We start from the raw sequence: 23868 nt of genomic DNA on the forward strand, positions 1-23868 counted from the left end.
TAGCCTTGCCGCCATGGCTGACCTGCTCGAACGCGTGCACCGGCTGCTGCGCGACACCGGCAGCACGATCGCGACCGCGGAGTCGTTGACGGGCGGTCGGCTCGGCGTGGCGCTGACCGACGTCCCCGGTGCGTCCGAGACGTACGTCGGGGGAGTGGTCACCTACGCGACCGAGCTCAAGGCGTCGCTGCTCGGCGTCGACGAGCGGCTGATCGCCGAGCACGGGGTCGTCTCGCCCGAGTGCGCGCGGGCGATGGCCGACGGGGTGCGGTCGCTCTCGGGCGCGACGTACGGACTTTCGACTACAGGAGTGGCCGGACCTGCCGATCAGGAAGGCAAGCCGCCGGGCACCGTGTTCGTCGGCATCACCGGTCCGGGTGTGTCGGAGGCCGTGGCGCTCGAGCTGCACGGCAAGCGGCACCAGATCCAGGACCGGGCCACGAAGGAGGCGTTCACGGCGTTCGCGGCGGTCCTGCTCCGGGAAGAAACAACCCTCGGGTAGCGTTGGGACCACAGACTTCGGAAAGGGTGACGCGCATGGTGCTGTTTCGACGGCTTCTCGGCGACGTGCTCCGCGATCAGCGGATGCAGCGCGGCCTGACCCTGCGTGAGGTCTCCGCGGAGGCCCGGGTCAGCCTGGGCTACATCTCCGAGATCGAGCGCGGCCAGAAGGAAGCCTCGTCGGAGCTGCTCGCCTCGCTCTGCGGCGCCCTCGACATCCCGCTCTCGGACGTCCTCCGTGAGGTGTCCGACGCGGTCGCCCTCGAAGAGGCCGCCGCCGGTCTGACCCGGATCCCGGTCGCTCCGCGCGCCGAGGTTGTCACCTCCGCTGCCTGAGCCTCATCTCGGCGGCTGGCACCGCGGGCACCAGTAGGCGACGCGCGCGCGAGGCTGCGCACCGAGCTCGGCCTGCTCGATCGGGGTGCCGCAGCGCAGGCAGCGCTGGTGGGAGCGCCCGTAGACCCACAGGCTGTGACCGCGACGCTTGTCGCCGGTGGTGCAGATCTGCGGCAGGTTGCGGTTCTGGTCGAGCATCGACCGCGCCAGCCGGACCATCCGCAGCGGGTCGGTGACGGCGCCGACCGGTGTGCGGGGGTCGTAGCCGGTGAGGAAGCACAGCTCGGTGCGGTAGATCGTGCCGATCCCGGCCAGGTTGCGCTGGTCGAGCAGCGCCTCGCCGAGCGGCCGCTCCGGGTCGGCGGTCAGGCGCCGGACCGCCTCGGCCTCGTCCCAGTCGGGGCCGAGCAGGTCGGGCCCCAGGTGTCCGACCACGTCGTCCTCCCGGTCGCTGCGGACCAGCTCGACGAGGCCGAGCTGGAAGCCGACCGCCGTGCGCTCCGCGGTGCCGAGCACGACGCGCACCACGTGGTCGGGCTTGCCCCACCGCTCGTCGGGCCGGAAGAGCCGCCACGAACCCTCCATCTTCAGGTGGGTGTGCAGCGTCCAGGCGCCGGTCGGTCCGTCGATCCGGGTCAGCAGGTGCTTGCCTCGCGAGACGGTCTCGACGACGCTGCTGCCGCTCAGGTCGACCGTCGCGATGGCGGGCACGCGGAAGTCGGTGCGGGTCAGCTGCTTGCCGGACAGACCCCGGTGCAGGCGCTGGGCCGTGCGCCAGACGGCATCGCCCTCAGGCACCGGTCGACCTCAGCCGGAGTCCCTTCGGCGTCGCCACGAACCCGGCCGCCTGCAGCGCCTCGCGCAGTGGGGTCGAGCCGGACCCGAGGAGCTGCTCGCCGTCGGCCTTCTCGACCGTGAGCCGGCCGAGGGAGCCGCGTCGGACCGCCTCGGCCAGGGATGCGGTCGCCGGGCCGAGGAGGTCGGGCTCGTCGGTCCAGGTGAGCAGGGTGCGACCGCCGCGCTCGACGTAGAGCGTGAGGACGCCGTCGACGAGAACCACGATCGCGCCGGCCTTGCGGCCGGGGCGGTGGGAGCCGCCCTCCGGCCAGGGGAGTGCGGCACCGTAGGGGTTGGCCGGGTCGGTCGCGGCCAGGGCGACGGCCGTCGGCTTCGCGTCGGGCGCCACCTCGCTGAAGGTGCGCAGCCGGTCGACGGCCCCGGCGGTGCCGAACTGCGCGGCACCGAGGCCGGCGACGAAGTAGCCGCGCCGGCAGCGCCCGGAGTCCTCGAAGGCGGAGAGCACCTTGTAGACGGCCGCGAAGCCACCCGGCACGCGCTCGCTGACGACCGCGCCCCGCGTGACGACGCCGTGCCGGTCGAGGAGCCGCTCGGCGGTCGCGTGGGCGCGCCGGGTCGGGTCGGCGTCGAGCTCGGGCAGCAGCGCCCAGCGGCCGGCGGTCTCGGGCGGGCCGGTGCGGGTGGGTCGGCCCGGACGGTTGGTGCGCGGGGGTGGGCGCCTGCTGCGGTGGGAGGGGGTGCCGGACCGGGTGAGCGCCCGCAGCGGGGTGAGGGTGTCGTTGCTGATCCGGCCGGCCCAGACGAGATCCCAGAGCGCTGCCGACAGGGCGCGGTCGTCCGTGGAGCGGACCGAGTCGGACAGCTGGCGGAAGAACCACGCGCCACCGGGCGACAGGGCGTCGAGGACGGCCTGGTGCAGCTCGCTGTGCTCGAAGGCGGCGTGCTCGGGGAGGGTGAGCGGCGCCTGGTCGGCGAGGTGGAGCGACACCCAGCCGTCGGCTCCGGGCAGCGCCGCGTGGCCAGCCCAGATGACCTCGCCCGACGCGGTCAGCTCGTCGAGGTAGGACGGCTCGTAGTCGCGCACGCGGGAGCCGAGCACCAGGGGTTCGAGCGCGGACGCGGGCACCGGGCAGCCGGCGAGCTGGTCGATCGCGCTGAGCACGCCGTCGACGCCGCGCAGCTTGCCGCCGACGTGCTGCCACGCTGCGACGAACCGCCCCAGCGTCTCGGGCTCGACCGGCTCGATCTCCTGGCGCAGCTTGGCGAGCGAGCGACGGCGTAGCCGGCGCAGCACCTCGGCGTCGCACCACTCCTGGCCGGACCCGGACGGGCGGAACTCGCCGTCGAGCACCCGCCCCTGGGCGGCGAGCCGCTGGAGCGTGTGGCGCACGACGGCGGCGCCGAGGCCGAGCCGCTCGGCGACGTCGGCGGTGGTGAACGGACCGTGGGTGCGGGCGAACCTCGCGACCAGGTCGGCCAGCGGGTCGTCGACCGGGTCGGTGAAGGCGTCGGGTGTCCCGGGCGGGACGGGGACGCCGAGGCCGTCGCGCAGTCGTCCGATGTCCTCGATCGCGGCCCAGCGCTCCTCGCCGGCCATCCGCAGCTCGACGGCTCGACGGGTCAGCGCGAGCGAGGCCAGGGCATCGGGCACGTCGAAGTCGGCGGTGCGCTCCTCCACCTCGGCGGTGGTGAGCGGTCCGAGCAGGCGCAGCAGGTCGGCGATCCCCTCGGAGTCGCGCGCACGTCGGTCGGCGGGCAGGCGCTGCAGCTCGGCCTCGAGCTCGGTGAGCACCTCGGGGTCGAGCAGTTCACGCAGCTCGGCGCGGCCGAGCAGCTCGGCGAGCAGGCCCTGGTCGAGCGCGAGCGCGGCGGCCCGGCGCTCGGCGATCGGGGAGTCGCCTTCGTACATGAACTGCGCGACGTAGCCGAAGAGCAGGCTGCGCGCGAACGGCGACGGCTGGTTGGTGGCGACGTCGACGACCTGCACCTCGCGCCGGTCGACGCCCCGGAGCAGCGCCACCAGGCTGGGCAGGTCGTAGACGTCCTGCAGGCACTCGCGCACGGCCTCGAGCACGATCGGGAAGGACGGGTAGCGCGACGCGACCTCGAGGAGCGCGGCGGAGCGCTGGCGCTGCTGCCAGAGCGGCGACCGTCGTCCGGGGTCGCGCCGGGGGAGCAGCAGGGCGCGGGCGGCGCACTCGCGGAAGCGGGAGGCGAAGAGCGCGGACCCGCCGACCTCCTGGGTGACCAGGGCCTCGATCTCGTCGGGCTCGAAGACGATGATGTCGCCCCCGGGCGGATCCGCGTCGGTGTCGGGGATCCGGATCACGATGCCGTCGTCGGAGGCGACCGCCTGCCCGTCGACGCCGTACCTCTCGCGCAGCCGGGCGTTGATGGCGAGCGCCCAGGGTGCGTGCACCGGGACGCCGTACGGCGAGTGCACGACCAGCCGCCAGTCGCCGAGCTCGTCGCGGAACCGCTCGACGAGCAGGGTGCGGTCGGTCGGCAGCTGGTTGGTGGCCTCGAGTTGCTCGTGGAGGTAGTTGACCAGGTTGGCGGCTGCGTAGTCGTCGAGCCCGTCGTCGCGGGCCCGCTGCTCCGCCTTGGCCTTCGGCAGCGCGGAGAGCTCGCGGGTGAAGGCGCCGATCGCGGCGCCGAGCTCGGCCGGACGTCCGAGGGTGTCACCCTTCCAGAAGGGCAGCCGGCCCGGGATGCCGGGCGCGGGGGTCACCAGCACGCGGTCGTGGGTGATGTCCTCGATCCGCCAGCTGGTCGCGCCGAGCGCGAAGACGTCGCCGACCCGGGACTCGTAGACCATCTCCTCGTCGAGCTCGCCGACGCGTCGCCCGGGTCCTTCCCCGCCGACCAGGAAGACGGCGAAGAGCCCCCGGTCAGGGATGGTGCCGCCGCTGGTGACCGCGAGCCGCTGGGCTCCGGGCCGGCCGGTGAGGGTGCCCGTGACCCGGTCCCACACCACCCGCGGACGCAGCTCGGCGAACTCGTCGGAGGGGTAGCGCCCGCTGAGCAGGTCGAGCGTGGCGTCGTAGGCACTGCGCGGCAGCTGCGTAAACGGCGCGCTCTGCTTGACGAGGGCGTAGAGCTCGTCGACCGACCAGGCGTCGAGGGCGGTGGCGGCGACGACCTGCTGAGCGAGCACGTCGAGGGGGTTGGCCGGCACGCGCAGCGACTCGATCGCGCCCGACCGCATCCGCTCGACGGCCACCGCGGTCTGGGCGAGGTCGCCCCGGTGCTTGGGGAAGAGCACGCCGCGCGAGATCTCGCCGACCTGGTGGCCGGCCCGGCCGACGCGCTGGAGCGCGCTCGCGACGCTCGGCGGCGACTCGATCTGGACGACCAGGTCGACCGCGCCCATGTCGATGCCGAGCTCGAGGCTGCTGGTCGCGACCACGCAGGGCAGTCGGCCGCGCTTGAGGTCGTCCTCGATCAGCGCCCGTTGCTCCTTGGACACCGAGCCGTGGTGGGCCTTCGCGATGACCTGCTCCGCGCCCTCGCTCCGGCCGGACTGGGCCATCACCTGGGCGGGGACGCTCGCGTCCTCGAGGTCGACGCCCGCGCGATCGGTCGCGATCTCGTTGAAGCGTGCCGTCAGCCGCTCGGCGAGCCGGCGCGAGTTGGCGAACACGATCGTGGACCGGTGGGTCTCGATCAGGTCGACGACCCGCTCCTCGACGTGCGGCCAGATGCTCTGCGCGCGTTGCGGGTCGTCGGAGTCCTCGTCGTAGTCGTCCGGCGCCGTCATGTCCTCGACCGGGACGACGACCTTCAGGTCCCACTCCTTCTCGGAGGGTGGCGCGACGATCTCGACCGCGGCGTGGCCGCCGAGGAAGCGGGCCACCTCCTCGAGCGGGCGGACTGTCGCGGACAGCCCGATGCGCTGGGCGGGGCGTGCGAGCAGGGCGTCGAGGCGCTCCAGGCTGACCGCGAGGTGCGCGCCGCGCTTGGTGCCGGCGACGGCGTGCACCTCGTCGATGATCACGGTCTCGACACCGCGCAGCGACTCGCGTGCCTGGCTGGTCAGCATCAGGAAGAGCGACTCGGGCGTGGTGATCAGGATGTCCGGGGGAGCGGTGACGAGCTTGCGTCGGTCGGCCGCCGGGGTGTCGCCGGAGCGCACGCCGACGGTGACCTCGGGGACCTTCACCCCGAGCCGGTCTGCCGTGTGCCGGATGCCGGTCAGAGGTGCGCGCAGGTTGCGCTCGACGTCGACGCCCAGCGCCTTGAGCGGGGAGATGTAGAGGACCCGGCAGCGGTGCTGCTTGTCGTCGGGCGGCGGACTGGTCATCAGCCGGTCGAGGGACCAGAGGAAGGCGCTCAGGGTCTTGCCGGACCCGGTCGGCGCGACGACGAGGGCGTGGCGGCCGGCGCCGATCGCGTCCCACGCACCCGCCTGCGCAGGGGTCGGCTCGGCGAACGCCGCACCGAACCAGGTGCGCGTCGGTTCGCTGAACCTCTCGAGTGCCTCGACTGCCACGCCACCATCCTTGCTCACGGCACCGACAGTGCCCCGGAGCCGGCTACTGGCGGTAGCTGCTGTCCGGATACATCTCGGGGCACTGGCCGCCCGGGGTGGTCGCGAGCTCGAAGTGCCAGATCTCGTTGGCGAAGACCTGGCACAGCCCGTACGCCGCCCCGTGCCGACCCAGCCAGTCGTCGGCCTCGGTCGGGCCGATGTCGACCGCGTCGCCGGTGACGTGCGCGGACGCGTCAGGCGTGGAGACGAAGCGCCGGGCCGCCTCCTCGCTGCCGTACTTGGCGACGGCGGCGTCCAGGAGCTCCTGCTGGTGGGCACGGCTGCGCCAGCCGCTGGTGATCTGCAGCGCCACCCCGTCCTTCCGGGCGTCGTCCGCCGCGTCCTCGACGGCCGCGAGCAGGTCCGGGTCGAGGTTGCCGATCATCGGGTTGCTCGTGTCGAACCGGTCCCCGGGGCGGTGGTGCCCGGCCGGGTGCAGGTCGTGGTCCGGATCGGACGCGGCCGGGTGCGTCGTACGCCACCCGGCGGCCACGACGGCGACGGTCAGCAGGCAGGCGGCGGAGGTGGCGGTGATGCGGTGCTTGGTCACGCCAGCAACGCTCACAGCCGGACCGGTCCGAGACCTCCGTCGCAGGTGCCGAGCTGCAGCACCCAGGGCCAGTTGGTCCGGTGCCGTGGTACCGCCCTGAGCCAGCCGGCAAGCCGGACCGCACCTCGGTCACCCGGTGACGACGAGCGCCACTCCGGCGGTCACGACGGCGGCACCGAGCAGGGTGCGGGCGCGCAGGGGTTCCTGACCGGTGGCGGCCAGGAGCAGCACGGCGATCACGACGCTCGTCTCGCGGACAGCGGCGACGAGTCCGGCGGGCGCCGTACGCAGGGCGACGAGCACCAGGCCGTAGGCGAGGAAGAAGCCGAGCCCGGCGAGGATGGTGCGCCACCACTCGTCCCGGCTGAACGCTGCCCTCGTCAGGTCCCGGACGCCGCGGCCGCGGGCGGCGATCGCGACCTGCGTGACGGCCGTGAGGCCGAGGACCGCGAGGAGGTACGCCGCCACGCTGGCGTGGTCGACGCCGTGCGCGTCGACGAGGGTGTAGCCGGCGATGCAGGCGCCGACGGCGAGCGCCATCAGCACCCCGGACGTCGACGCGTGCTCCGGGCTGCGGGCCAGCAGGATGCCCCCGACCACGAGCGCGGCGCCGAGCGCGGGCAGCCAGCCGACCTGCGTGCCGAGCAGCACCCCGACCACGAGCACGAGCACCGGGGCGCTGCCGCGGGCGACCGGGTAGACCGTGGACATCGGGGCGACCCGGTAGGCCGCCGCGAGGAGGACGACGTACGCGAGCTCGAACGCCACCGACGCCGCGATGTACGGCCAGACCGCTGCGTCCCAGTGGAAGCCGACGAGCGCGAACGGCAGTGTGGCGACCGCGCCGACGAGCATCGCGACGCCGACGCGGGCCTGCGGGTCGGGAGAGCCGGCGAGCAGCTGGTTCCAGCCGGCGTGGACGAGCGCCGCGAGCAGGGTGAGGACGAGGGCGGTGGTGTCCACCGCTCAGCCGACGACGGCGTCCAGCTCGATCTCGACCTTCCAGCGCGGGTCGAGGAGGCCCGCCACGACGACCATCGTCGAGGCCGGCTGCACGTCGCGGAAGAACTCACCGTGGACGGCGCCGATCGCGTCTCCGTCGGCCGCGTCCACGACGTACTGCCGGGTCCGGACCACGTCCGCCGGCGTCCCGCCCAGCTCGGCCAGGGCGGCCAGCATGATCTCGAAGCAGCGACGCGCCTGGACCGCGGGGTCCGGGTCGACGGAACCGTCCGGCCAGACCGGCGCCGTACCGCTCACGGCGACGACCGACCCCACCCTGACGGCCCGGCTGAACCCGATCGACTTCTCGTACGGCGAGCCCGAACGGGCGTGTGTGCGCTCCATGACCCGAAGGCTACGGACAAACGGGGTGAGGAATGTCGGCGTCCGCGCATAGGGTCTCTCCTCGTGGCTGACACCGACTCGATGATCCTGGCGCGCGGCCTGCGCAAGTCCTTCGGCGAGTTCGAGGCGGTCCGGGGGATCGACGTCGACGTACGCCGCGGCGAGGCGTTCGGCTTCCTCGGCCCCAACGGCGCCGGCAAGTCGAGCACGATGCGGATGATCGCGGCGGTGTCGCCGGTGAGCGGCGGCGAGCTGCGCATCCTGGGTCGCGACCCCGCGAGCGACGGACCCGAGATCCGCGCGCGGATCGGCGTCTGCCCGCAGGAGGACACCCTCGACACCGAGCTGACGGTGCGCGACAACCTCTTCGTCTACGGCCGCTACTTCGGGCTGCCGCGCAGGGAGGTCCGCGAGCGGGTCGACGAGCTGCTCGAGTTCGTCCAGCTCACCGAGAAGGCCGGCGCCATGGTCGAGGACCTCTCGGGCGGCATGAAGCGTCGGCTCACGATCGCGCGCAGCCTGATCAACCGGCCCGAGCTGCTGCTGCTCGACGAGCCCACGACGGGTCTCGACCCGCAGGCGCGCCACGTCGTCTGGGACCGGCTGTTCCGGCTCAAGCAGCAGGGCGTGACGCTGGTCCTCACCACCCACTACATGGACGAGGCCGAGCAGCTGACCGACCGGCTCGTGGTCATGGACAAGGGACTCATCGTCGCCGAGGGCTCACCGCTGACGCTGATCGCCGAGCACTCCACCCGCGAGGTCGCCGAGCTGCGGTTCGGGGTCGCCGAGGAGGGCAACAGCCACGAGGCGCTGGCCGAGAAGGTCGCCGACCTCGCCGAGCGGGTCGAGGTCCTGCCCGACCGGTTGCTGCTCTACACCGCCGACGGCGAGGAGACGGTGGCCAAGGTCCACGAGCGCGGACTCGAGCCGGTCGCGACGCTGGTCCGACGGTCCACCCTCGAGGACGTCTTCCTGCGGCTCACCGGCCGGACGCTGGTCGACTGATGAGCGAGTCCACCGCTCCCACCAGCCTGCTCGGCGGCACCGCGCGGCTGGTCGACTACTGGGCGATCGCCTACCGACGCACCTGGAAGGGCAGCGTCATCACGTCGTTCGTGTCCCCGCTGCTCTACGTGCTCGCGATGGGCGTGCTGCTCGGCGGGTTCATCGAGGGCGACCCGAGCCAGCTCGAGGGCGCGACGTCCTACCTCGACTTCGTCGCACCCGGTCTGCTCGCGTCGCAGGCGATGACGATCGTCTTCGGTGAGGTGACCTACCCCGTGATGGGGATGGTCAAGTGGCACAAGACCTACTTCGGGATGACGGCGACGCCGCTCGGCATCCCCGAGGTGATCCTCGCCCACATCGGCTTCACGACCTTCCGGGTCGCCACCTCGTGCGCGGTGTTCGTCCTGGTGATGGCGCCGTTCGGCGTCTTCGACTCGGTCGGCGGCGCGGTGGGCGCGTTCTTGGCCTCGCTGCTCGTCGGGCTGGCCTTCGCGACGCCGATCTACGCCTTCTCGGCCGGCCTCAAGGACGAGAGCCCGTTCGCGCTCGTCTTCCGGCTCGGCATGATGCCGCTCTTCCTCTTCTCGGGTGCGTTCTTCCCGATCAGCAACCTCGCCCCGTGGCTCGAGGCGCTCGCCAAGCTCACGCCCCTGTGGCACGGCGTCGACCTGACCCGGATGCTCACCCTCGGCACCATGGACTGGTCGATGGCCGCGGTCCACGTCGTCTACCTCGTCGCGCTGGCGGTGGTCGGCTGGTTCTGGGCGGTCCGCCGGCTCACGAAGCGGATGGTGAGCTGAGATGGCGATCGTGACCAGCGCCGCGGCCAGGGCCGCCGCCCGCCCGCCGAGCGGCGGCGAGGCGACCCGGTTGCTGCTCTACCGCAACTACCTCGCCTACCGCCGTGCCTGGTACATCTTCGCGAGCGGCTTCCTCGAGCCCGTCCTCTACCTGTTCTCGATCGGCGTCGGCGTCGGGGCGCTGATCACCGGGTTCGAGTTCAACGGCGAGACCATCCCGTACGCCGAGTTCGTCGCTCCCGGCATGCTCGCCGCGTCCGCGATGAACGGCACCCTGATGGACTCGACCTTCAACTTCTTCTTCAAGCTGAAATACAACAAGCTCTTCGACCAGATGCTGGCCACGCCGCTGACCACGATGGACATCGCGCGCGGCGAGCTGAGCTGGTCGCTGCTGCGGGGCGGGATCTACTCCGCCGGCTTCCTCGTGATCATGGTCGCGATGGACCTCGTCTCGTCCTGGTGGGCGGTCCTGGTCGTGCCGGCCGCGCTGCTCATCGGCCTCGCCTTCGGCGGCATCTGCATGGCACTGACGACCTGGATGCGCAGCTGGCAGGACTTCGAGTACATCACCCTCGCCACGATGCCGATGTTCCTCTTCTCGGCGACCTTCTTCCCGATCACCGCCTTCCCCGAGTGGCTGCGCTGGGTCGTCGAGATCACCCCGCTCTACCGCGGGGTGGTCCTGTGCCGCGAGCTCACCACCGGCGCGCTGTCGTGGGGGAGCGCGGTCTCGGTCGTCTACCTGGTCGCGATGGGACTGATCGGCCTGGCCGTCGTACGCCGTCGTCTCGACAAGCTGCTGCTGACCTGAGCCGTGCCGGTTGTTGAGGAAGGACCAAGTCCTGTCTCGAAACGCCGGAAACCAAGGCAGCCACGTCGGCTGCGGGGGTTTCGAGACGGTCGCTGCGCGACCTCCTCAACCACCGGACAAGCGTAGCTGCCAGATCCCGGTGTCGATCCAGCGACCGAACTTGTGGCCGACCTCCGACAGCACGCCGACCCGCGTGAAGCCGCACGCCCGGTGCAGCGCCTCGCTGCCCGGGTTGGGCAGGGCGACCACGGCGACGACGAGGTGCATGTCGTCGGCGCGGAGCCGCGCCAGCAGCTCGTCGTACATCCCCCGGCCGATGCCCCGGCCGCGGGCCGAGGCGGCGAGGTAGACCGACGTCTCGCGGGTGCGGGCGTACGCCGCGCGCGGGCGGTAGTCGCCGGAGTAGACGTAGCCCAGCACCTCGTCGCCGGCGGCAGCCACGAGCAGGTGGTCGCCCGGACGCGTGAGGTCGAGCCGGGGGCGCCAGTAGTCGACGCCGGGCGGCTCGGTCGCGAACGTCGAGATCCCGTGCCGGACCTCCTCGTCGTAGATGGCGGCGATCCCGGGCAGGTCGGGCTCGGCCGCGCGTCGGATCTCCACGGGTGCAGCAGACATGGCGCCATCTTCCCGGACGGTGTCGGTATCTCGCGCGCGCCGTGTCCGACCCGGCTGGGAGGATGACGCCATGACGATCACTCCGGACACCAAGGACTGGACCTGGGTGCTCGGCCGCCCGTGCCCCGAGTGCGGCTTCGCGGCCGACGCCGTGACCGTCGACCAGCTCGGCCCGGTCATCCGCGACAACGCGACGAGCTGGGAGGCCGTGCTCACCCTGGACGACGTCGCCGTCCGCCCGGAGCCCACGACGTGGTCGCCCCTCGAGTACGCCTGCCACGTCCGCGACGTGCACCGCATCTTCGACCTCCGGGTCGGCATGATGCTCGAGGAGGTCGACCCGCAGTTCCCCAACTGGGACCAGGACGAGTCCGCCATCACGGAGAGGTACGCCGAGCAGGACCCGGCCGTCGTCTCCGTCGAGCTGATGGACGCCGCCGTGGCGGTCGCCGACCGCTACGAGTCCGTCCCGCCCGACGCGTGGAGCCGGCGCGGCTACCGCAGCAACGGCAGCGAGTTCACCGTCGAGAGCATCGGGCTCTACCACCTGCACGACATCGTCCACCACGTCCACGACGTCCGCGCCGCCGTCGCGCGGGCGACCGTCGACGCCTACAACGCGTCCGCGACGGCCTACCGCGACGGCAGCCCGCCGATGACGGCCTCGGTCCATGCCGACCTGCGCGTGTTCGCGACCGCCGTCGGGGAGGGAGGGCGCGTCCTCGAGATCGGCAGCGGTCCGGGCCGCGACGCCCGCCTCCTGGAGGAGCTCGGGCTCGACGTACGCCGCACCGACATCTCCACCGGTTTCGTCGAGCTCCTCCGTGCCGAGGGCCACGAGGCCGACCGACTCGACCCGCTCACCGACGACCTCGACGACCCGGCCCGCCCCGGCACGCCGTACGACGGGGTCTGGGCCGCCGCGTGCCTGCTGCACGTCCCGCGGGTAGACCTGCCGACCGTGCTGGCCCGGCTCGCCGAGGCCACCCGGCCCGGCGGGGTGCTCGGACTCGCGCTCAAGGAGGGCGACGGCGAGGGCTGGTCCCGCCACGGGCACGTGAGCGCGCCGCGGCACTTCGTCTACTGGCGGGCCGAGCCGTTGCGCGCAGCCCTCGAGGGGGCCGGGTGGCAGGTCGACCACCTCAACGTCCGGCTCGGCACCGAGTCCGGTCAGCCGTGGCTCGAGGTCCGGGCGAGCCGCAGATGAGGCAGCCATGAGGCACACGGAGTTCTGGGCGCGCATGGACGACGCCCTCGGCCCGGCGTACGCACGCTCCTGGGCCGACATGTTCGTGATCACCGAGCTCGGCGGCCGGACCGCCTCGGAGGCGCTGGCGGCGGGGGAGTCGCCCAAGCGGGTCTGGGCCGCGGTCTGGCGCGTGCTCGAGCTCCCGGCCACCAAGCAGTGACCACCTCGCAGCGCACGCTCGCCGATCTCGCGGTCGTCCAGCGCCGGACGGTGCGCACGCTCGTCATCACGCAGGCGGTCGGCGCGCTCGGCATGACGATCGGCATCGCCACCGCGTCGCTGCTGGCCCGCGACATCTCGGGCTCGGAGAGCCAGGCCGGCCTCGCCCAGACCTTCCAGGTGCTCGGTACGGCGGTCGCGGCCTACCTCCTCGCCCGGCTGATGTCCCAGCGCGGCCGCCGGATCGGTCTGGTGACCGGCTACGTGCTCGGCGCGTCCGGGGCCGTGCTCGCAGTTGTCGCCGGAGTGATCGGGTCGATGGTGCTGCTGCTCGTCGGCGCGCTCCTGCTGGGCGCGACATCAGCAGCCAACAACAGCGCGCGGTACGCCGCCACCGACCTCGCCGAGGACGCCCACAAGGGCCGGGCCCTGTCGACCGTGGTCTGGGCGACGACGATCGGCGCCGTCCTCGGCCCCAACCTGACCGGTCCTGCCGGAGCGCTGGCCGACCTGCTCGGCATCCCGGAGCTCACCGGGCCGTTCGCGCTCGGCGCGATCGGGATGGTCGTCGCCGCGGTCCTGGTCGGGGTGCTGCTGCGTCCCGACCCGCTGCTGCTCGCGCGCGAGGTCGCCGGCGTCGCCGAGACGCCGCCCACCGGCACCGCCTGGGCACGCGCGATCGCCGCCGGCCGCGAGCGCCCCGTGCTCTTCTTCGCGATGCTCGGCATGGCCTGCGCGCACGCGGCGATGGTCGGGATCATGATCATGACCCCGCTCCACATGGAGCACGGTCACGCCGAGCTCGAGGTGATCGGGCTGGTGATCAGCCTGCACGTGCTCGGGATGTTCGCGTTCTCGCCGGTGGTCGGCATCCTCGCCGACCGCTACGGGCGCCCGTCGATGCTCGTCGTCGGCGCCGCGCTCCTCCTGGTCGCAGCCGCGCTCTGCGCCCGCTCGCCCGAGGGCAGCTCGTGGGAGATCTTCACGGGCCTGTTCCTGCTCGGCCTCGGCTGGTCGTTCGCGACCGTCGCCGCCTCCACGTTGATCGCGCAGCACGCCCCGCTCGAGGCCCGAACCGATGTGCAGGGCGCCACCGACCTGGTGATGGGACTGACCGCCGCCACGGCTGGTGGGCTCGCCGGTCTCGTCGTCGACATCTGGGGCTACCCCGAGCTCTCGGTCTGCGCGATCGGGCTGGTCGCCCTGGTCGCGATCGCGGGTCTGGGGGCGCGGGCGACCACCCGACTGGCAGGGTGAGGCCATGAGCATCGCTGACGTCGCCGTGATCGGCGGCACCGGGTTCTACTCCTTCCTGGACGATCCGGAGGAGCACGTCGTCGAGACGCCGTACGGCGCACCCTCGGCCCCGATCGCCGTCGGCACCGTCGCCGGCCGCACGGTCGCCTTCCTGCCCCGGCACGGTCCGCACCACGAGTTCCCGCCCCACGCGATTCCCTACCGCGCCAACCTCTGGGCGCTGCGCTCCCTCGGCGTGCGCCAGGTGCTCGCGCCCTGCGCGGTCGGCGGTCTGCGACCCGAGGTCGCCCCGGGCGACATCGTCGTGCCCGACCAGCTGGTCGACCGGACCTACCGCCGGATCCCGTCGTACGTCGAGACCGGCGCGGTGCACCTGCCCTTCGGGGATCCCTACTGCGACCGGTTGTCGGCGACCGTCGCCGCTGCCGACCCGGTGATCAAGTCCGGGGGAGCGATGGTCGTCATCGAGGGTCCACGCTTCTCCACCCGCGCCGAGTCGCGCAGCTACGCCGACGAGGGCTGGACGCTGATCAACATGACCGGCCACCCCGAGGCGGCGCTGGCCCGCGAGATGCGGCAGTGCTACTCCGCGGTCGCGCTGGTCACCGACATGGATGCCGGTGCCGAGAGCGGTGAGGGCGTCGGCCAGGAGGAGGTCTTCGCACTCTTCAAGGCCAACCTCGAGCGGTTGACCGGGATCCTGTCGCGCACCATCGAGACCCTGCCCGACCCCGACGGGTGCTCCTGCTCCACCTGGGCCGACGGCATCGACCTGACCTACGAGGTGCCCGGACAGTGAGGGTCCTGCTGACCGGCTCCGCCGGCTTCATCGGTACGGCGATCGGGACCGCGCTCGAGGCGGGCGGCCACGAGGTCGTGCGGGTCGACCTGATGCTGCCGATGGCGCACGGCTCGTCCTTCGCGCCGGAGGGCACCCACCAGCTCGACGTCGGCCGCGCGGACCACTGGCCGCACCTGCTCGACGGCGTCGACGCCGTCTGCCACCAGGCCGCCGTCGTCGGTGCGGGCGTCAAGGTCGGCGACCTGCCCGACTACGCCGCCCACAACGACCTCGGGACCGCCGTCCTGCTCGCCGCGATGCACGAGGCGAAGGTCGACCGGCTGGTGCTCGCCTCCTCGATGGTCGTCTACGGCGAGGGCCGCTACACCTGTCCCGAGCACGGCGACCAGGTGCCACCGCCCCGTGGCCGCGAGGCCCTCGACGGCGGCGACTTCGACAACCACTGCCCGGTCTGTGGCGAGGTCCTGGGCTGGGCGCTGGTCGACGAGACCGCCCGGCTCGACCCGCGCTCGTCGTACGCCGCCAGCAAGGTCGCCCAGGAGCACTACACCTACGCATGGGTCCGTCAGGCCGATGCCTCGGCGGTCGCGCTGAGGTACCACAACGTCTACGGCCCGGGGATGCCGCGTGACACGCCGTACTCCGGCGTGGCCGCGATGTTCCGCTCCTCGCTCGAGCGCGGCGAACGGCCGCAGGTCTACGAGGACGGCGGCCAGATGCGCGACTTCGTGCACGTCGCTGACGTCGCGCGCGCCAACGTCGCCGCCCTGGAGTCGGTCGTCGCCTCGGGCAACGGCCGCTACGACGCCTACAACGTCTCGTCCGGTGAGCCGATCCCGATCCTCGATGTCGCGCGGATGGTCGGTGCCGGCACCGGCGCCGGGATCGAGCCCGAGGTCACGGGCGGCTACCGGCTCGGCGACGTCCGCCACATCGTCGCCTCGCCCGAGCGCGCCGCGGCCGACCTGGGCTTCCGCGCCGAGATCCGTCCGGCCGACGGGCTGCGCGAGTTCGCGACGGCTCCGCTGCGGGCGTGACCGTTCCGAGGACCCGAGCGGCGCGGCAGGCCAGGGCGCGTTGATCCGCACCCGGTCTAAGGTCGCGGGTGCCCGTGCCCCGTCCCGGAGAGGCTGAGTCGTGCCCGAGCGTCCTGAGATCGTCTGCATCTGCGCAAGATCGACCTCTCCGACCGGGTCTTGATCGTCAACCCCGGCGGGTACGTCGGCGAGTCGACGCGCAGGGAGATCGACTACGCCGAGGCCGTCGGCAAGCCGATCACGTTCACCGATCCCGTGTCGTGAAGCTGGCAGGACGCTTTCAGTCGTCCTCGACGCCACATGACCGAAGCGCTTGCTGGCGGTGGGCTCGGGGAACGGTGGGGCCATGTCCGACTCGTTCCGGCTCGTGCTGGCGTGGAGCATTCCCGTCGTTCTCATCGTGGGCGGCATCGCCCTGAACGTCTGAGTCGTCCGTCGCAGCCGTCGGCGTGCCCGTGAGCACCTGGAGCAAATTCCGCGCGGCAAGTGGCTCATCGCTCGCGTCTCACCCTTCGCGGCCCTTGCGCTCGTGCTCGGTGCGTATGCCATCGCCATCCAGGAGTGGACGATGGTGTTCTTCGCGGCGGCCGCGCTGGCCGCGTTCGGCAGGCTGATCTACAAGGCTGCACGGCACCCGAGCTACCGCCCGCCCGCGAGCACTGACCTGTCCCGGTCATCGGCAGGTGCGAGCGCCTCGCGGCAGATGAGTGCGGCAACTGGCCAGGGCGTCATACGACCTGGTCGCCCCGGCAGCCAACTCGTATGACGTCCCGGAGCAACCGCTCATCGGCATGGGCGAGCGGAATCCACCTTCGTCGGGACCGGTGCTGACGTCAGGCCACGCCGTACCCGGTGATGCGCCACTGCCCGTCGATGCGGTCGAGATAGAAACCGAACACCTGGTCATCGCCGCCAGCGAACCCGCCGAGTCCGTGAGGGGTGAACGAGAAGATGACGTGGGCGTCGTGACCGTCGTGAGGGGTGAGCTGCATGTCGTGGACGTCGCCCCAGCTTCCCGGGCGGCTCCACAGGTGGTTGTGATCGTGGGGAAGCGGGATCTTGTTGGACGTCGCGAAGTCGCGGGCGTTGAGGGCCTCGAGATAGGTCGCCACGACCTGGATCGGCGTCGCGTCAGGTCGGGGTGCTGCGACGTCGTGGCGGGGTCGCGCCCATAGGAACGGGACGACGGCCAGGATGCCGAGAGTCAGCACGAGGACGAGCGTGGTCCGCAGCGCTCTGAACGCCAACCGTCGAGGTCGCGAAGCATGCGTCCGGGCCTCCGTTGTTGCACTCACATCCAGCTCCGTCTCACTGCCCTGCGACGTACGCCGTCCGCGATTGGTTGCGGGCATCGACGCCGATGATCGCCGAGATGATGTCCTACCAGCTCGTGTAGAGCAGCTGCTGCACGAGCAGCGCGCTGACCAGCTGGAGCGCCAGTCCCCACTTCCGCCACCGCTTCGGCAGCAGGGCCGTCGAGAGCATCAGCCACGGCACGAACGGCAGCCAGATCCGCTCGACCTCGGCCTTGCTCATCCGCGACACGTCCGCGAGCACGATCGCGGCCGCCGCGGCTGACACCAGCCACAGCACCACCCGGTCCGCGCGTCGGCCCAGGGCGACCAGCTGCGCGAGACCTGCGCCGAGCAGCGGACCGGCGCAGACGAGGAGCGCGGCGAGGTTGCCCCACATCCAGTACGACGCCGGGCGGTCGGCCGCGATGCCGTCCCAGTAGCGGTCGTTGAGCACCGGGTAGGCCTCCCACCAGGAGAAGCCGCCGACCGCAAAGGCGAGCACGACGGCCAGCGCAGCGACGGCAGCGATCGGGAGTGGCAGCCAGGACCGCGCGAGCACGAGTACGGCGAGTGCCAGCAACCCGGCCAGCGGCAGGCCGTAGGACATCATCACGGCGGAACCGAAGAGCAGTCCGGACAGCGCCGACCACGCGACCATCCGGCCGCGCGAGACCGAGGTGGCGCCGATCGCGAGGCAGGCCAGCGCCCACGCGACCACCGCCCCGAAGAGCGCGTCGCCCGACACCGCCATGAAGACCGCAGCCGGCGCGAAGACCAGGAAGGGGACCGCGCGACGCGCGATCGCCTCCGCGTCCAGCGCCCGCAACGTCACCAGCACCGCCACCACCGTCGTCGCCGCGAGCACGGTCACGACCAGCCCCGCGACGAAGTCGCCGCCGAGGCCGACCTTCACCAGTCCGACGAAGAAGAGCAGCGCGCCCGGCGGGTGGCCGGCCGGGTGCGTCGGCCAGTTGTCGGGGGCCGACATCGGGATCCGGTCGACGTACGTCGACAGCAGCGTGTGCACCGAGGTGACCTCGCGCGCGCTGCGCAGGTACTCGTAGGGATCGCCCAGCACCCGCGAGATCCCGGACGTCCCGTCGACGAACGCCAGCGCCAGCATCCAGGCGAGCGCGACGGCGTACGACGTGAGGAGCAGGCGCCGCCAAGGCAGCCGTTCGGCGTACGCGAGCGCGAAGCGCCAGCCGAGCAGCGCGAGCACGATCGCCGCCAGCGTGCCGAGGTCGGCGAGCTTGGGGTCCCAGTAGCCGTGCAGCGGCGGCAGCTCGCCCGTGTCGAGGCTGCGCGGTGCGCGGGCCCAGACCTCCCACCCGAGGAGCGGCGGCACCGCGAACGCCGCCAGCACCAGCACCAGCGCGACGACCAGACCGATCCAGGGCGCACGCGCTCGCGTCGTCGGCATGCGACAGACAGTAGGGCAGAGGTCTAGCCGTCACGGCTTCGTAAGAGTTGGCGCCGTTAGAGAACCGGAGGTTCGGGCACGGTAGGTGGAACATGGAAATCATCTGCGACCTCGTGCTCCCGTGCCGGGACGAAGCGGCAGCGCTGGAGCTGCTCCTGCCGACGGTCCCGCCCCAGCTCGCGGTCGTGGTCGCCGACAACGGCTCGACCGACGGCACCGCCGACGTCGCACGCCGGCTGGGCGCGACGGTCGTGACCGAGGACCGGCCGGGGTACGGCGCCGCGGTGCACGCGGGACTGCTGGCCTCGACCAGCGAGTACGTCGCGTTCATGGACGGCGACGGGTCCTTCGACCCGGCCGAGCTGCTGCCGATGCTCGACGACGTCCGTTCCGGGCGCGCCGACCTCGCCGTCGGCCGCCGCCGCCCGGTCAGCAGCCGCGTGTGGCCCTGGCACGCCCGGGCCGGCAACAGCCTGATCGTCTGGTGGCTGCGCCGCAGGATCGGGATGCAGGCCCACGACATCGCACCCATCCGCGTGTGCCGCCGCGACGAACTCCTAGGTCTCGACGTCCTCGACCGAAGGTTCGGCTATCCCGTGGAGCTCCTGCAGAAGGCCACGTCCGCCGGCTGGCGGCTGTCCGAGCACGACGTGACCTACCACCCGCGCACTGTCGGCACGCGCTCGAAGGTGTCCGGCTCGGTGAAGGGCACGTTCCGCACCGCCCGTGACTTCTGGCGGGTGCTGTCATGAGTGCCGCCGGGACGAACGCGCGCGTCCTCGTCGTCGCCAAGGCCCCCGTCGCCGGCCGGGTGAAGACCCGCCTCGGGGCGGACGTCGGCATGGCCACGGCCGCCGACCTCGCCGCCGCCGCGTTGCTGGACACCATCGCCGCCTGCAACGAGGGCTTCGGCCCCGACGCATGCCTGCTCGCCCTCTCCGGCCACCTCGACGACGCCGTCCGAGGGGACGAGATCTCCCGCGCCGTCGAGGGCTGGTCGATCGCCCGCCAACGGGGGAGCACCTTCGCCGAGCGGCTCGCCAACGCCTACGTCGACCTGCCGCCCGGCGGACCGGTGGTCCAGGTCGGCATGGACACGCCCCAGGTCACGCCCGAGCTGCTCCACGACGCCGTCGCCGGACTGGCCGACCACGCCGCGGTGCTCGGGCCGGCCGAGGACGGCGGCTGGTGGGTGCTGGCGCTGCGCGCGCCGAACGACGCCCGCGCCCTGCACGGCGTACCCATGTCCACGCCGACGACGTACGACGACACCCGGCGCGCCCTGCTCGACCTCGGCCTCGAGGTCGGCTCCACGGCCACCCTGCGCGACGTCGACACCATCGCGGACGCCGACGTCGTGGCGCAGGACGTGCCCGACGGCGAGTTCGCCCGGGTCTGGCGGGAGCGGCCGCGATGAGCATCGACTCGCCGGTCACCCGGCTGCGCCTCGACGAGTGGGACCGCCCCGTCGACGACCACGAGTGCACGGTCCTCGCGCTCTGCGTGGGCCCGACCCTCGACGTCGGCTGCGGCCCCGGGCGGCTGACCGCCGCCCTCGCCGAGCGCGGCCACGTCGCCCTCGGCATCGACGTCGTCGGCTCCGCCGTCGGCCAGACCCGGCAACGGGGTGCGTCGGCGCTCCGTCGCGACGTCTTCGACGAGGTCCCCGGCGAGGGACGCTGGCAGACCGCGCTGCTCGCCGACGGCAACGTCGGCATCGGCGGCGACCCCGTGGCCCTGCTCCAGCGGCTGCGCGAGGTGCTCGACCCGCGTGGTCGGGTCGTGGTCGAGCTGGCGCCGCCCGGCACCGAGTGCACCGACGACTGGGCCCGGCTGGAGTACGGCGACGGCCGCGCCCGCGTGCTGCCCTGGTCGGTCGTCAGCGTCGACGACATCGAGCCGATCGCCGGACGCGCCGGTCTCTCGGTCGTCGAGCGCCTCGAGGCCGACCGCCGCTGGTGGGTCGTGCTCGAGGAGACCGAGGGGCAGGACACGTGAAGCTCGTCCCCGCTGAGGAGGACTTCAGCTCCCGGCTGCGCAGCGCGTCGGTCACCGCCCGCGTCGGGCTCTGGCTCGGCGTCTGCTTCGGCATCTGCTTCGTCACCGGGCTGATCAGCCACTACGCACAGAACCACAGCCAGCCGATCCCGTTCCCCACCAGCCCGTCGTGGGGCTACCGGGTCACCCAGGGTCTGCACGTCATCACCGGCACGGCGGCCGTGCCGCTGCTGCTGGTCAAGCTCTGGTCGGTCTACCCCAAGCTCTTCAAGCGGCCCGAGAAGGAGGCCCGCAAGCTCGTCCTCGACGTGCTCGAGCGCGGGTCGATCGCGGTCCTGGTCGCCTCGGCGATCTTCCAGCTCGCGTCGGGGCTCGCCAACGCAGCGCAGTGGTACCCGTGGAGCTTCTCCTTCCGCAGCACCCACTTCGCCATGGGCTGGATCGCGATCGGCGCCCTGCTGGTGCACATCGCGGTCAAGCTGCCGATCATCCGGGGCGCGCTCGGCGCCGACCTCGAGGACACGACGTACGACCGGCCGTCGGCGACCGAGCCCGGGGTCCTCACCCGTCGCGGTCTGCTCCGCACCACCTGGGTCGCCGCCGGTGTCGCGGTCCTCGCGACCGCCGGCAGCACCGTGCCGATCCTGCGGAAGGTGTCGGTGCTCGGCGTCCGCTCCGGCGACGGACCGCAGGACATCCCGATCAACAAGTCGGCGTACGCCGCGCAGGTCACCGGCTCGGCGACCGCTGCCGACTACCGCTTCACCGTCGCGTACGGAGACCACGAGGTCTCGATGACCCGCGACGACCTGCTCGCCATGCCGCCGTCGACCGAGACCCTGCCGATCGCCTGCGTCGAGGGGTGGAGCGCGAGCGGCGAGTGGACCGGCGTACGCCTGCGCGACCTGCTCGACCTGGTCGAGATCCCGGGCGGCTCGGACATCCTGGTCACCTCGCTGCAGGAGTCGGGTCCCTACAAGGCCACGATCCTGCAGGGCAACTTCGCCGACGACGACCGCACGCTGCTGGCCCTGGCGCTCAACGGCGAACCGCTCGCGATCGACCACGGCTACCCCGCCCGGCTGATCGCCCCGAACCGCCCCGGCGTGCTGCAGACCAAGTGGGTCCGTCGGCTCGAGGTGGCGACATGAGGTGGCTGATCGGCGCTGTCGGCGTCGTGATCGGGGCCTTCGGTGCGTGGTTCCTCTTCAGCCGCCAGGACCTCGACCAGCTGTTCAGTGCGGCGGAGTGGCTCGTCGCCGGCGTCATCCTCCACGACGGGGTGATCGCGATGATCACCGTCGCGCTCGGCGCCCTCGCGGTGCGCCTCGTGCCGGCGCCGGCGCGTGCACCGCTCGTCGTCGCCTTCGTGGTGCTCGGCTCGGTCACCCTGCTCGCCGTACCCGTCCTCGGCCGGTTCGGCGCCCGCTCCGACAACCCCACGCTCCTCGACCGCGACTACACGACCGGCTGGCTGGTGCTCGCCGGGATCACGCTCGTCGCCGTCGTGGTCGCCACCCTCGTACGCTCTCGGGCAACCCGAGGAGGTGGGCATGGCCCGAGTGCTGGTCGTCGATGACGACCACACGGTGCGTGAGGTGGTGGTGTCCTACCTACGCGCCCACCAGCACGACGTGGTCGAGGCCGTCGACGGGGAGTCCGCGCTGAGCGCCATGCGCGAGGAGCCGGCCGACCTGGTCGTGCTCGACCTGATGCTTCCCGGCATCGACGGGATCGAGGTGTGCCGCCGGCTGCGCACCATCAGCGACGTCCCGGTCATCATGCTCACCGCCCTCGGCGAGGAGACCGACCGGGTGGCGGGTCTCGAGGTCGGCGCCGACGACTACGTGACCAAGCCGTTCAGCCCGCGGGAGCTGGCCCTCCGGGTCGACTCCGTGCTGCGGCGCACCGTGACCCCGCCCGCGCCGCGGCGCCTGGTCGACGGCGACCTGGTCGTCGACGAGGCCGCGCACACGGCGCACCGCGGTGGTGTAGCGCTCGCCCTGACCGCCCGGGAGTTCGACCTGCTCCGTTTCCTGCTGGCCAACCCGGGTACGGCGTACTCGCGCGACGACCTGCTGCGCCAGGTGTGGGGCTGGTCGGTCGGAGACCACTCGACCGTCACCGTGCACGTACGGCGCCTTCGGGAGAAGATCGAGCGAGACCCGACCCGGCCGACGCGGCTGAGCACGGTGTGGGGCGTGGGTTACCGCTGGGAGGCGACGGATGAGTGACCGGATGCAGATCGTGCTGGTCGCAGCCGCCTGTGCGGTGGCGGTCGGCCTGGTCGGGCTGCTGCTCGCCTGGCTGCTCCGGCACCGGTCGATCCGCTGGCAGCTCGGCCTGATCGTGGTCATCGCGATCGGGTCGGTGCTGGCCGGCGTGGTCGTGGTGTCGCGGCTGATGTTCCTCTCGACCCACGACTGGGGCGTCGTGAGCATGGTGGCGGGCGTGGCCGGTCTGGTCTCGCTGGTCGTCGCGCTCGCGGTCGGAACCGCCATCTCGCGCTGGTCCGAGACGCTGCGCGAGGGCGCGCGGCTGCTCGACACCCAGGGCTCCTACGTCGCGGACCCCCGCGGCCCCAGCGAGCTCCAGGCCCTCTCGACCGAGCTGGCGCGCACGAGCCAGCGGCTCGAGGAGTCGCGGCTGCGTGAGGCGCGGCTCGAGGAGTCACGCCGCGAGCTGGTGTCGTGGGTGTCCCACGACCTCCGCACGCCGTTGGCCGGCATGCGCGCGATGACCGAGGCGCTCGAGGACGGCATGGCGGCCGACCCGGACCGCTACCACCGGCAGATCCGGGCCGAGGTGGACCGGATGGTGCGGATGGTCGACGACCTCTTCGAGCTCTCGCGGATCCATGCGGGCGTGCTGACGATCAGGCCGGAGCCCGTGATGCTCGGCGACCTGGTCAGCGAGGCGATCGCCGGGGCGGACCCGGTCGCCCGGGCGCGCAACGTCCGTCTCGGTGGCAGCGTCGACGAGGGCATCGAGATCACCGCGGACGCCGCCGGCCTCACCCGGGTGATGACCAACCTGATCATGAACGCGATCCGGCACACCCCCTCCGACGGCTCGGTCGAGATCCGCGGCCGGGTCGTGCCCGACGGGGTCGAGCTGAGCGTCAGCGACCAGTGCGGTGGGCTGTCCGCCGAGGACATGGGGCGCGTCTTCGACCTCGCGTGGCGGGGCGAGGCGGCCCGCACCCCCGAGCCGGACACCCGGGCCGGGCTGGGCCTGGCCATCGTCAAGGGCATCGTCGAGGCGCACCGCGGGGCGGTCAGGGTCGAGAACGTCGGCGCCCCCGGACCGACCGGGTGTCGGTTCCTGGTGCTGCTCCCGTCCTGA

General features: G+C 72.5%; 25 protein-coding genes. 17 read left to right on the top strand and 8 right to left on the bottom strand.

Annotation, left to right across the window (positions count from 1 at the left end; genetic code table 11):
• Nucleotides 1–13: 13 nt before the first annotated feature.
• Nucleotides 14–502, top strand: a complete 489-nt coding sequence (locus ABLE68_RS17105; protein ID WP_348872973.1) for a CinA family protein — start codon at nt 14–16, stop codon at nt 500–502.
• A 35-nt stretch (nt 503–537) separates the two neighbouring features.
• Nucleotides 538–837 (top strand): helix-turn-helix domain-containing protein, encoded by a 300-nt coding sequence (locus ABLE68_RS17110; RefSeq protein ID WP_348872975.1) that lies wholly within the window; start codon nt 538–540, stop codon nt 835–837.
• A 3-nt stretch (nt 838–840) separates the two neighbouring features.
• Here the strand turns inward: ABLE68_RS17110 and ABLE68_RS17115 are convergent, their stop codons facing one another.
• The 5 genes from ABLE68_RS17115 to ABLE68_RS17135 form a co-directional block, all read right to left on the bottom strand.
• On the bottom strand, nt 841–1635 hold the full coding sequence (locus tag ABLE68_RS17115) for a DNA-formamidopyrimidine glycosylase family protein (RefSeq protein WP_348872977.1): 795 nt from the start codon (nt 1633–1635) through the stop codon (nt 841–843).
• Nucleotides 1628–6127, bottom strand: coding sequence for an ATP-dependent helicase (locus ABLE68_RS17120; protein ID WP_348872979.1), 4500 nt, complete (start codon nt 6125–6127; stop codon nt 1628–1630). Before ABLE68_RS17120 ends, ABLE68_RS17115 begins: the two co-directional genes overlap by 8 nt.
• 43 nt (nt 6128–6170) lie before the next feature.
• Nucleotides 6171–6716: a M15 family metallopeptidase gene (locus ABLE68_RS17125; RefSeq protein ID WP_348872981.1), complete on the bottom strand. Its 546-nt coding sequence runs from the start codon at nt 6714–6716 to the stop codon at nt 6171–6173.
• Nucleotides 6717–6845: 129 nt separating this feature from the next.
• Entirely contained in the window at nt 6846–7679 is an 834-nt protein-coding gene (locus ABLE68_RS17130) for an EamA family transporter (RefSeq protein WP_348872983.1), read from the bottom strand.
• Nucleotides 7680–7682: 3 nt separating this feature from the next.
• Entirely contained in the window at nt 7683–8063 is a 381-nt protein-coding gene (locus ABLE68_RS17135; protein ID WP_348872985.1) for a RidA family protein, read from the bottom strand.
• A gap of 63 nt (nt 8064–8126) precedes the next feature.
• On the opposite strand from ABLE68_RS17135, the gene ABLE68_RS17140 reads away from it, so the two are divergent.
• The 3 genes from ABLE68_RS17140 to ABLE68_RS17150 are packed head-to-tail and all read left to right on the top strand — an operon-like array spanning nt 8127 to nt 10688.
• Nucleotides 8127–9071, top strand: a complete 945-nt coding sequence (locus ABLE68_RS17140; protein ID WP_348872986.1) for an ABC transporter ATP-binding protein — start codon at nt 8127–8129, stop codon at nt 9069–9071.
• A complete protein-coding gene (locus tag ABLE68_RS17145; protein WP_348872988.1) occupies nt 9071–9874 on the top strand; it encodes an ABC transporter permease in 804 nt (267 codons plus the stop codon). The genes ABLE68_RS17140 and ABLE68_RS17145 overlap by 1 nt, the downstream gene beginning before the upstream one ends.
• A gap of 1 nt (nt 9875) precedes the next feature.
• Nucleotides 9876–10688 (top strand): ABC transporter permease, encoded by an 813-nt coding sequence (locus ABLE68_RS17150; protein WP_348872989.1) that lies wholly within the window; start codon nt 9876–9878, stop codon nt 10686–10688.
• A 105-nt stretch (nt 10689–10793) separates the two neighbouring features.
• Here ABLE68_RS17150 and ABLE68_RS17155 read toward each other — a convergent pair whose 3' ends face one another.
• Nucleotides 10794–11303, bottom strand: coding sequence for a GNAT family N-acetyltransferase (locus ABLE68_RS17155; RefSeq protein ID WP_348872990.1), 510 nt, complete (start codon nt 11301–11303; stop codon nt 10794–10796).
• A 70-nt stretch (nt 11304–11373) separates the two neighbouring features.
• Here ABLE68_RS17155 and ABLE68_RS17160 point away from each other — a divergent pair, with 70 nt between their 5' ends.
• The 5 genes from ABLE68_RS17160 to ABLE68_RS17180 are packed head-to-tail and all read left to right on the top strand — an operon-like array spanning nt 11374 to nt 15807.
• Entirely contained in the window at nt 11374–12510 is a 1137-nt protein-coding gene (locus tag ABLE68_RS17160; RefSeq protein WP_348872991.1) for a class I SAM-dependent methyltransferase, read from the top strand.
• 7 nt (nt 12511–12517) lie between these two features.
• The gene (locus ABLE68_RS17165; RefSeq protein WP_348872992.1) at nt 12518–12712 is read left to right on the top strand and encodes a DUF3046 domain-containing protein; all 195 of its coding nucleotides are present in this window, start codon (nt 12518–12520) and stop codon (nt 12710–12712) included.
• The gene (locus ABLE68_RS17170; RefSeq protein ID WP_348872994.1) at nt 12709–13968 is read left to right on the top strand and encodes an MFS transporter; all 1260 of its coding nucleotides are present in this window, start codon (nt 12709–12711) and stop codon (nt 13966–13968) included. Before ABLE68_RS17165 ends, ABLE68_RS17170 begins: the two co-directional genes overlap by 4 nt.
• Before the next feature lie 4 nt (nt 13969–13972).
• On the top strand, nt 13973–14767 hold the full coding sequence (locus ABLE68_RS17175; RefSeq protein WP_348872996.1) for an S-methyl-5'-thioadenosine phosphorylase: 795 nt from the start codon (nt 13973–13975) through the stop codon (nt 14765–14767).
• On the top strand, nt 14764–15807 hold the full coding sequence (locus tag ABLE68_RS17180) for an NAD-dependent epimerase/dehydratase family protein (RefSeq protein ID WP_348872998.1): 1044 nt from the start codon (nt 14764–14766) through the stop codon (nt 15805–15807). Before ABLE68_RS17175 ends, ABLE68_RS17180 begins: the two co-directional genes overlap by 4 nt.
• A gap of 833 nt (nt 15808–16640) precedes the next feature.
• On the opposite strand, the gene ABLE68_RS17185 is transcribed toward ABLE68_RS17180, so the two are convergent.
• Complete coding sequence (locus ABLE68_RS17185) at nt 16641–17018, bottom strand: hypothetical protein (RefSeq protein ID WP_348873000.1); 378 nt, start codon at nt 17016–17018, stop codon at nt 16641–16643.
• A gap of 169 nt (nt 17019–17187) precedes the next feature.
• A complete protein-coding gene (locus tag ABLE68_RS17190) occupies nt 17188–18525 on the bottom strand; it encodes a hypothetical protein (protein WP_348873001.1) in 1338 nt (445 codons plus the stop codon).
• 92 nt (nt 18526–18617) lie between these two features.
• On the opposite strand from ABLE68_RS17190, the gene ABLE68_RS17195 reads away from it, so the two are divergent.
• From ABLE68_RS17195 to ABLE68_RS17225, 7 genes are read left to right on the top strand one after another with little or no spacing between them, the layout of a single operon-like run.
• Nucleotides 18618–19277 (top strand): glycosyltransferase family 2 protein, encoded by a 660-nt coding sequence (locus tag ABLE68_RS17195; RefSeq protein ID WP_348873003.1) that lies wholly within the window; start codon nt 18618–18620, stop codon nt 19275–19277.
• Nucleotides 19274–19942, top strand: a complete 669-nt coding sequence (locus ABLE68_RS17200) for a TIGR04282 family arsenosugar biosynthesis glycosyltransferase (protein ID WP_348873005.1) — start codon at nt 19274–19276, stop codon at nt 19940–19942. The genes ABLE68_RS17195 and ABLE68_RS17200 overlap by 4 nt, the downstream gene beginning before the upstream one ends.
• On the top strand, nt 19939–20523 hold the full coding sequence (locus tag ABLE68_RS17205) for a class I SAM-dependent methyltransferase (RefSeq protein WP_348873007.1): 585 nt from the start codon (nt 19939–19941) through the stop codon (nt 20521–20523). Before ABLE68_RS17200 ends, ABLE68_RS17205 begins: the two co-directional genes overlap by 4 nt.
• Nucleotides 20520–21674: a molybdopterin-dependent oxidoreductase gene (locus ABLE68_RS17210; protein WP_348873009.1), complete on the top strand. Its 1155-nt coding sequence runs from the start codon at nt 20520–20522 to the stop codon at nt 21672–21674. Before ABLE68_RS17205 ends, ABLE68_RS17210 begins: the two co-directional genes overlap by 4 nt.
• Entirely contained in the window at nt 21671–22102 is a 432-nt protein-coding gene (locus ABLE68_RS17215) for a hypothetical protein (protein ID WP_348873010.1), read from the top strand. Before ABLE68_RS17210 ends, ABLE68_RS17215 begins: the two co-directional genes overlap by 4 nt.
• The gene (locus ABLE68_RS17220) at nt 22077–22757 is read left to right on the top strand and encodes a response regulator transcription factor (RefSeq protein WP_348873012.1); all 681 of its coding nucleotides are present in this window, start codon (nt 22077–22079) and stop codon (nt 22755–22757) included. Before ABLE68_RS17215 ends, ABLE68_RS17220 begins: the two co-directional genes overlap by 26 nt.
• Entirely contained in the window at nt 22750–23868 is a 1119-nt protein-coding gene (locus ABLE68_RS17225) for a sensor histidine kinase (RefSeq protein ID WP_348873014.1), read from the top strand. The genes ABLE68_RS17220 and ABLE68_RS17225 overlap by 8 nt, the downstream gene beginning before the upstream one ends.

Source organism: Nocardioides pollutisoli (assembly GCF_040045055.1).
Lineage (GTDB): Bacteria > Actinomycetota > Actinomycetes > Propionibacteriales > Nocardioidaceae > Nocardioides > Nocardioides tweenelious.

What these genes read in the sequence shown, in the direction of transcription:
- ABLE68_RS17105 (WP_348872973.1), top strand. Translation starts at nt 14, where the DNA reads ATGGCTGACCTGCTCGAACGCGTGCACCGGCTGCTGCGCGACACCGGC.
- ABLE68_RS17110 (WP_348872975.1), top strand. Translation starts at nt 538, where the DNA reads ATGGTGCTGTTTCGACGGCTTCTCGGCGACGTGCTCCGCGATCAGCGG.
- ABLE68_RS17135 (WP_348872985.1), bottom strand. Translation starts at nt 8,063, where the DNA reads ATGGAGCGCACACACGCCCGTTCGGGCTCGCCGTACGAGAAGTCGATC.
- ABLE68_RS17145 (WP_348872988.1), top strand. Translation starts at nt 9,071, where the DNA reads ATGAGCGAGTCCACCGCTCCCACCAGCCTGCTCGGCGGCACCGCGCGG.
- ABLE68_RS17150 (WP_348872989.1), top strand. Translation starts at nt 9,876, where the DNA reads ATGGCGATCGTGACCAGCGCCGCGGCCAGGGCCGCCGCCCGCCCGCCG.
- ABLE68_RS17155 (WP_348872990.1), bottom strand. Translation starts at nt 11,303, where the DNA reads ATGTCTGCTGCACCCGTGGAGATCCGACGCGCGGCCGAGCCCGACCTG.
- ABLE68_RS17160 (WP_348872991.1), top strand. Translation starts at nt 11,374, where the DNA reads ATGACGATCACTCCGGACACCAAGGACTGGACCTGGGTGCTCGGCCGC.
- ABLE68_RS17165 (WP_348872992.1), top strand. Translation starts at nt 12,518, where the DNA reads ATGAGGCACACGGAGTTCTGGGCGCGCATGGACGACGCCCTCGGCCCG.
- ABLE68_RS17175 (WP_348872996.1), top strand. Translation starts at nt 13,973, where the DNA reads ATGAGCATCGCTGACGTCGCCGTGATCGGCGGCACCGGGTTCTACTCC.
- ABLE68_RS17190 (WP_348873001.1), bottom strand. Translation starts at nt 18,525, where the DNA reads ATGCCGACGACGCGAGCGCGTGCGCCCTGGATCGGTCTGGTCGTCGCG.
- ABLE68_RS17195 (WP_348873003.1), top strand. Translation starts at nt 18,618, where the DNA reads ATGGAAATCATCTGCGACCTCGTGCTCCCGTGCCGGGACGAAGCGGCA.
- ABLE68_RS17200 (WP_348873005.1), top strand. Translation starts at nt 19,274, where the DNA reads ATGAGTGCCGCCGGGACGAACGCGCGCGTCCTCGTCGTCGCCAAGGCC.
- ABLE68_RS17205 (WP_348873007.1), top strand. Translation starts at nt 19,939, where the DNA reads ATGAGCATCGACTCGCCGGTCACCCGGCTGCGCCTCGACGAGTGGGAC.
- ABLE68_RS17215 (WP_348873010.1), top strand. Translation starts at nt 21,671, where the DNA reads ATGAGGTGGCTGATCGGCGCTGTCGGCGTCGTGATCGGGGCCTTCGGT.
- ABLE68_RS17220 (WP_348873012.1), top strand. Translation starts at nt 22,077, where the DNA reads ATGGCCCGAGTGCTGGTCGTCGATGACGACCACACGGTGCGTGAGGTG.
- ABLE68_RS17225 (WP_348873014.1), top strand. Translation starts at nt 22,750, where the DNA reads ATGAGTGACCGGATGCAGATCGTGCTGGTCGCAGCCGCCTGTGCGGTG.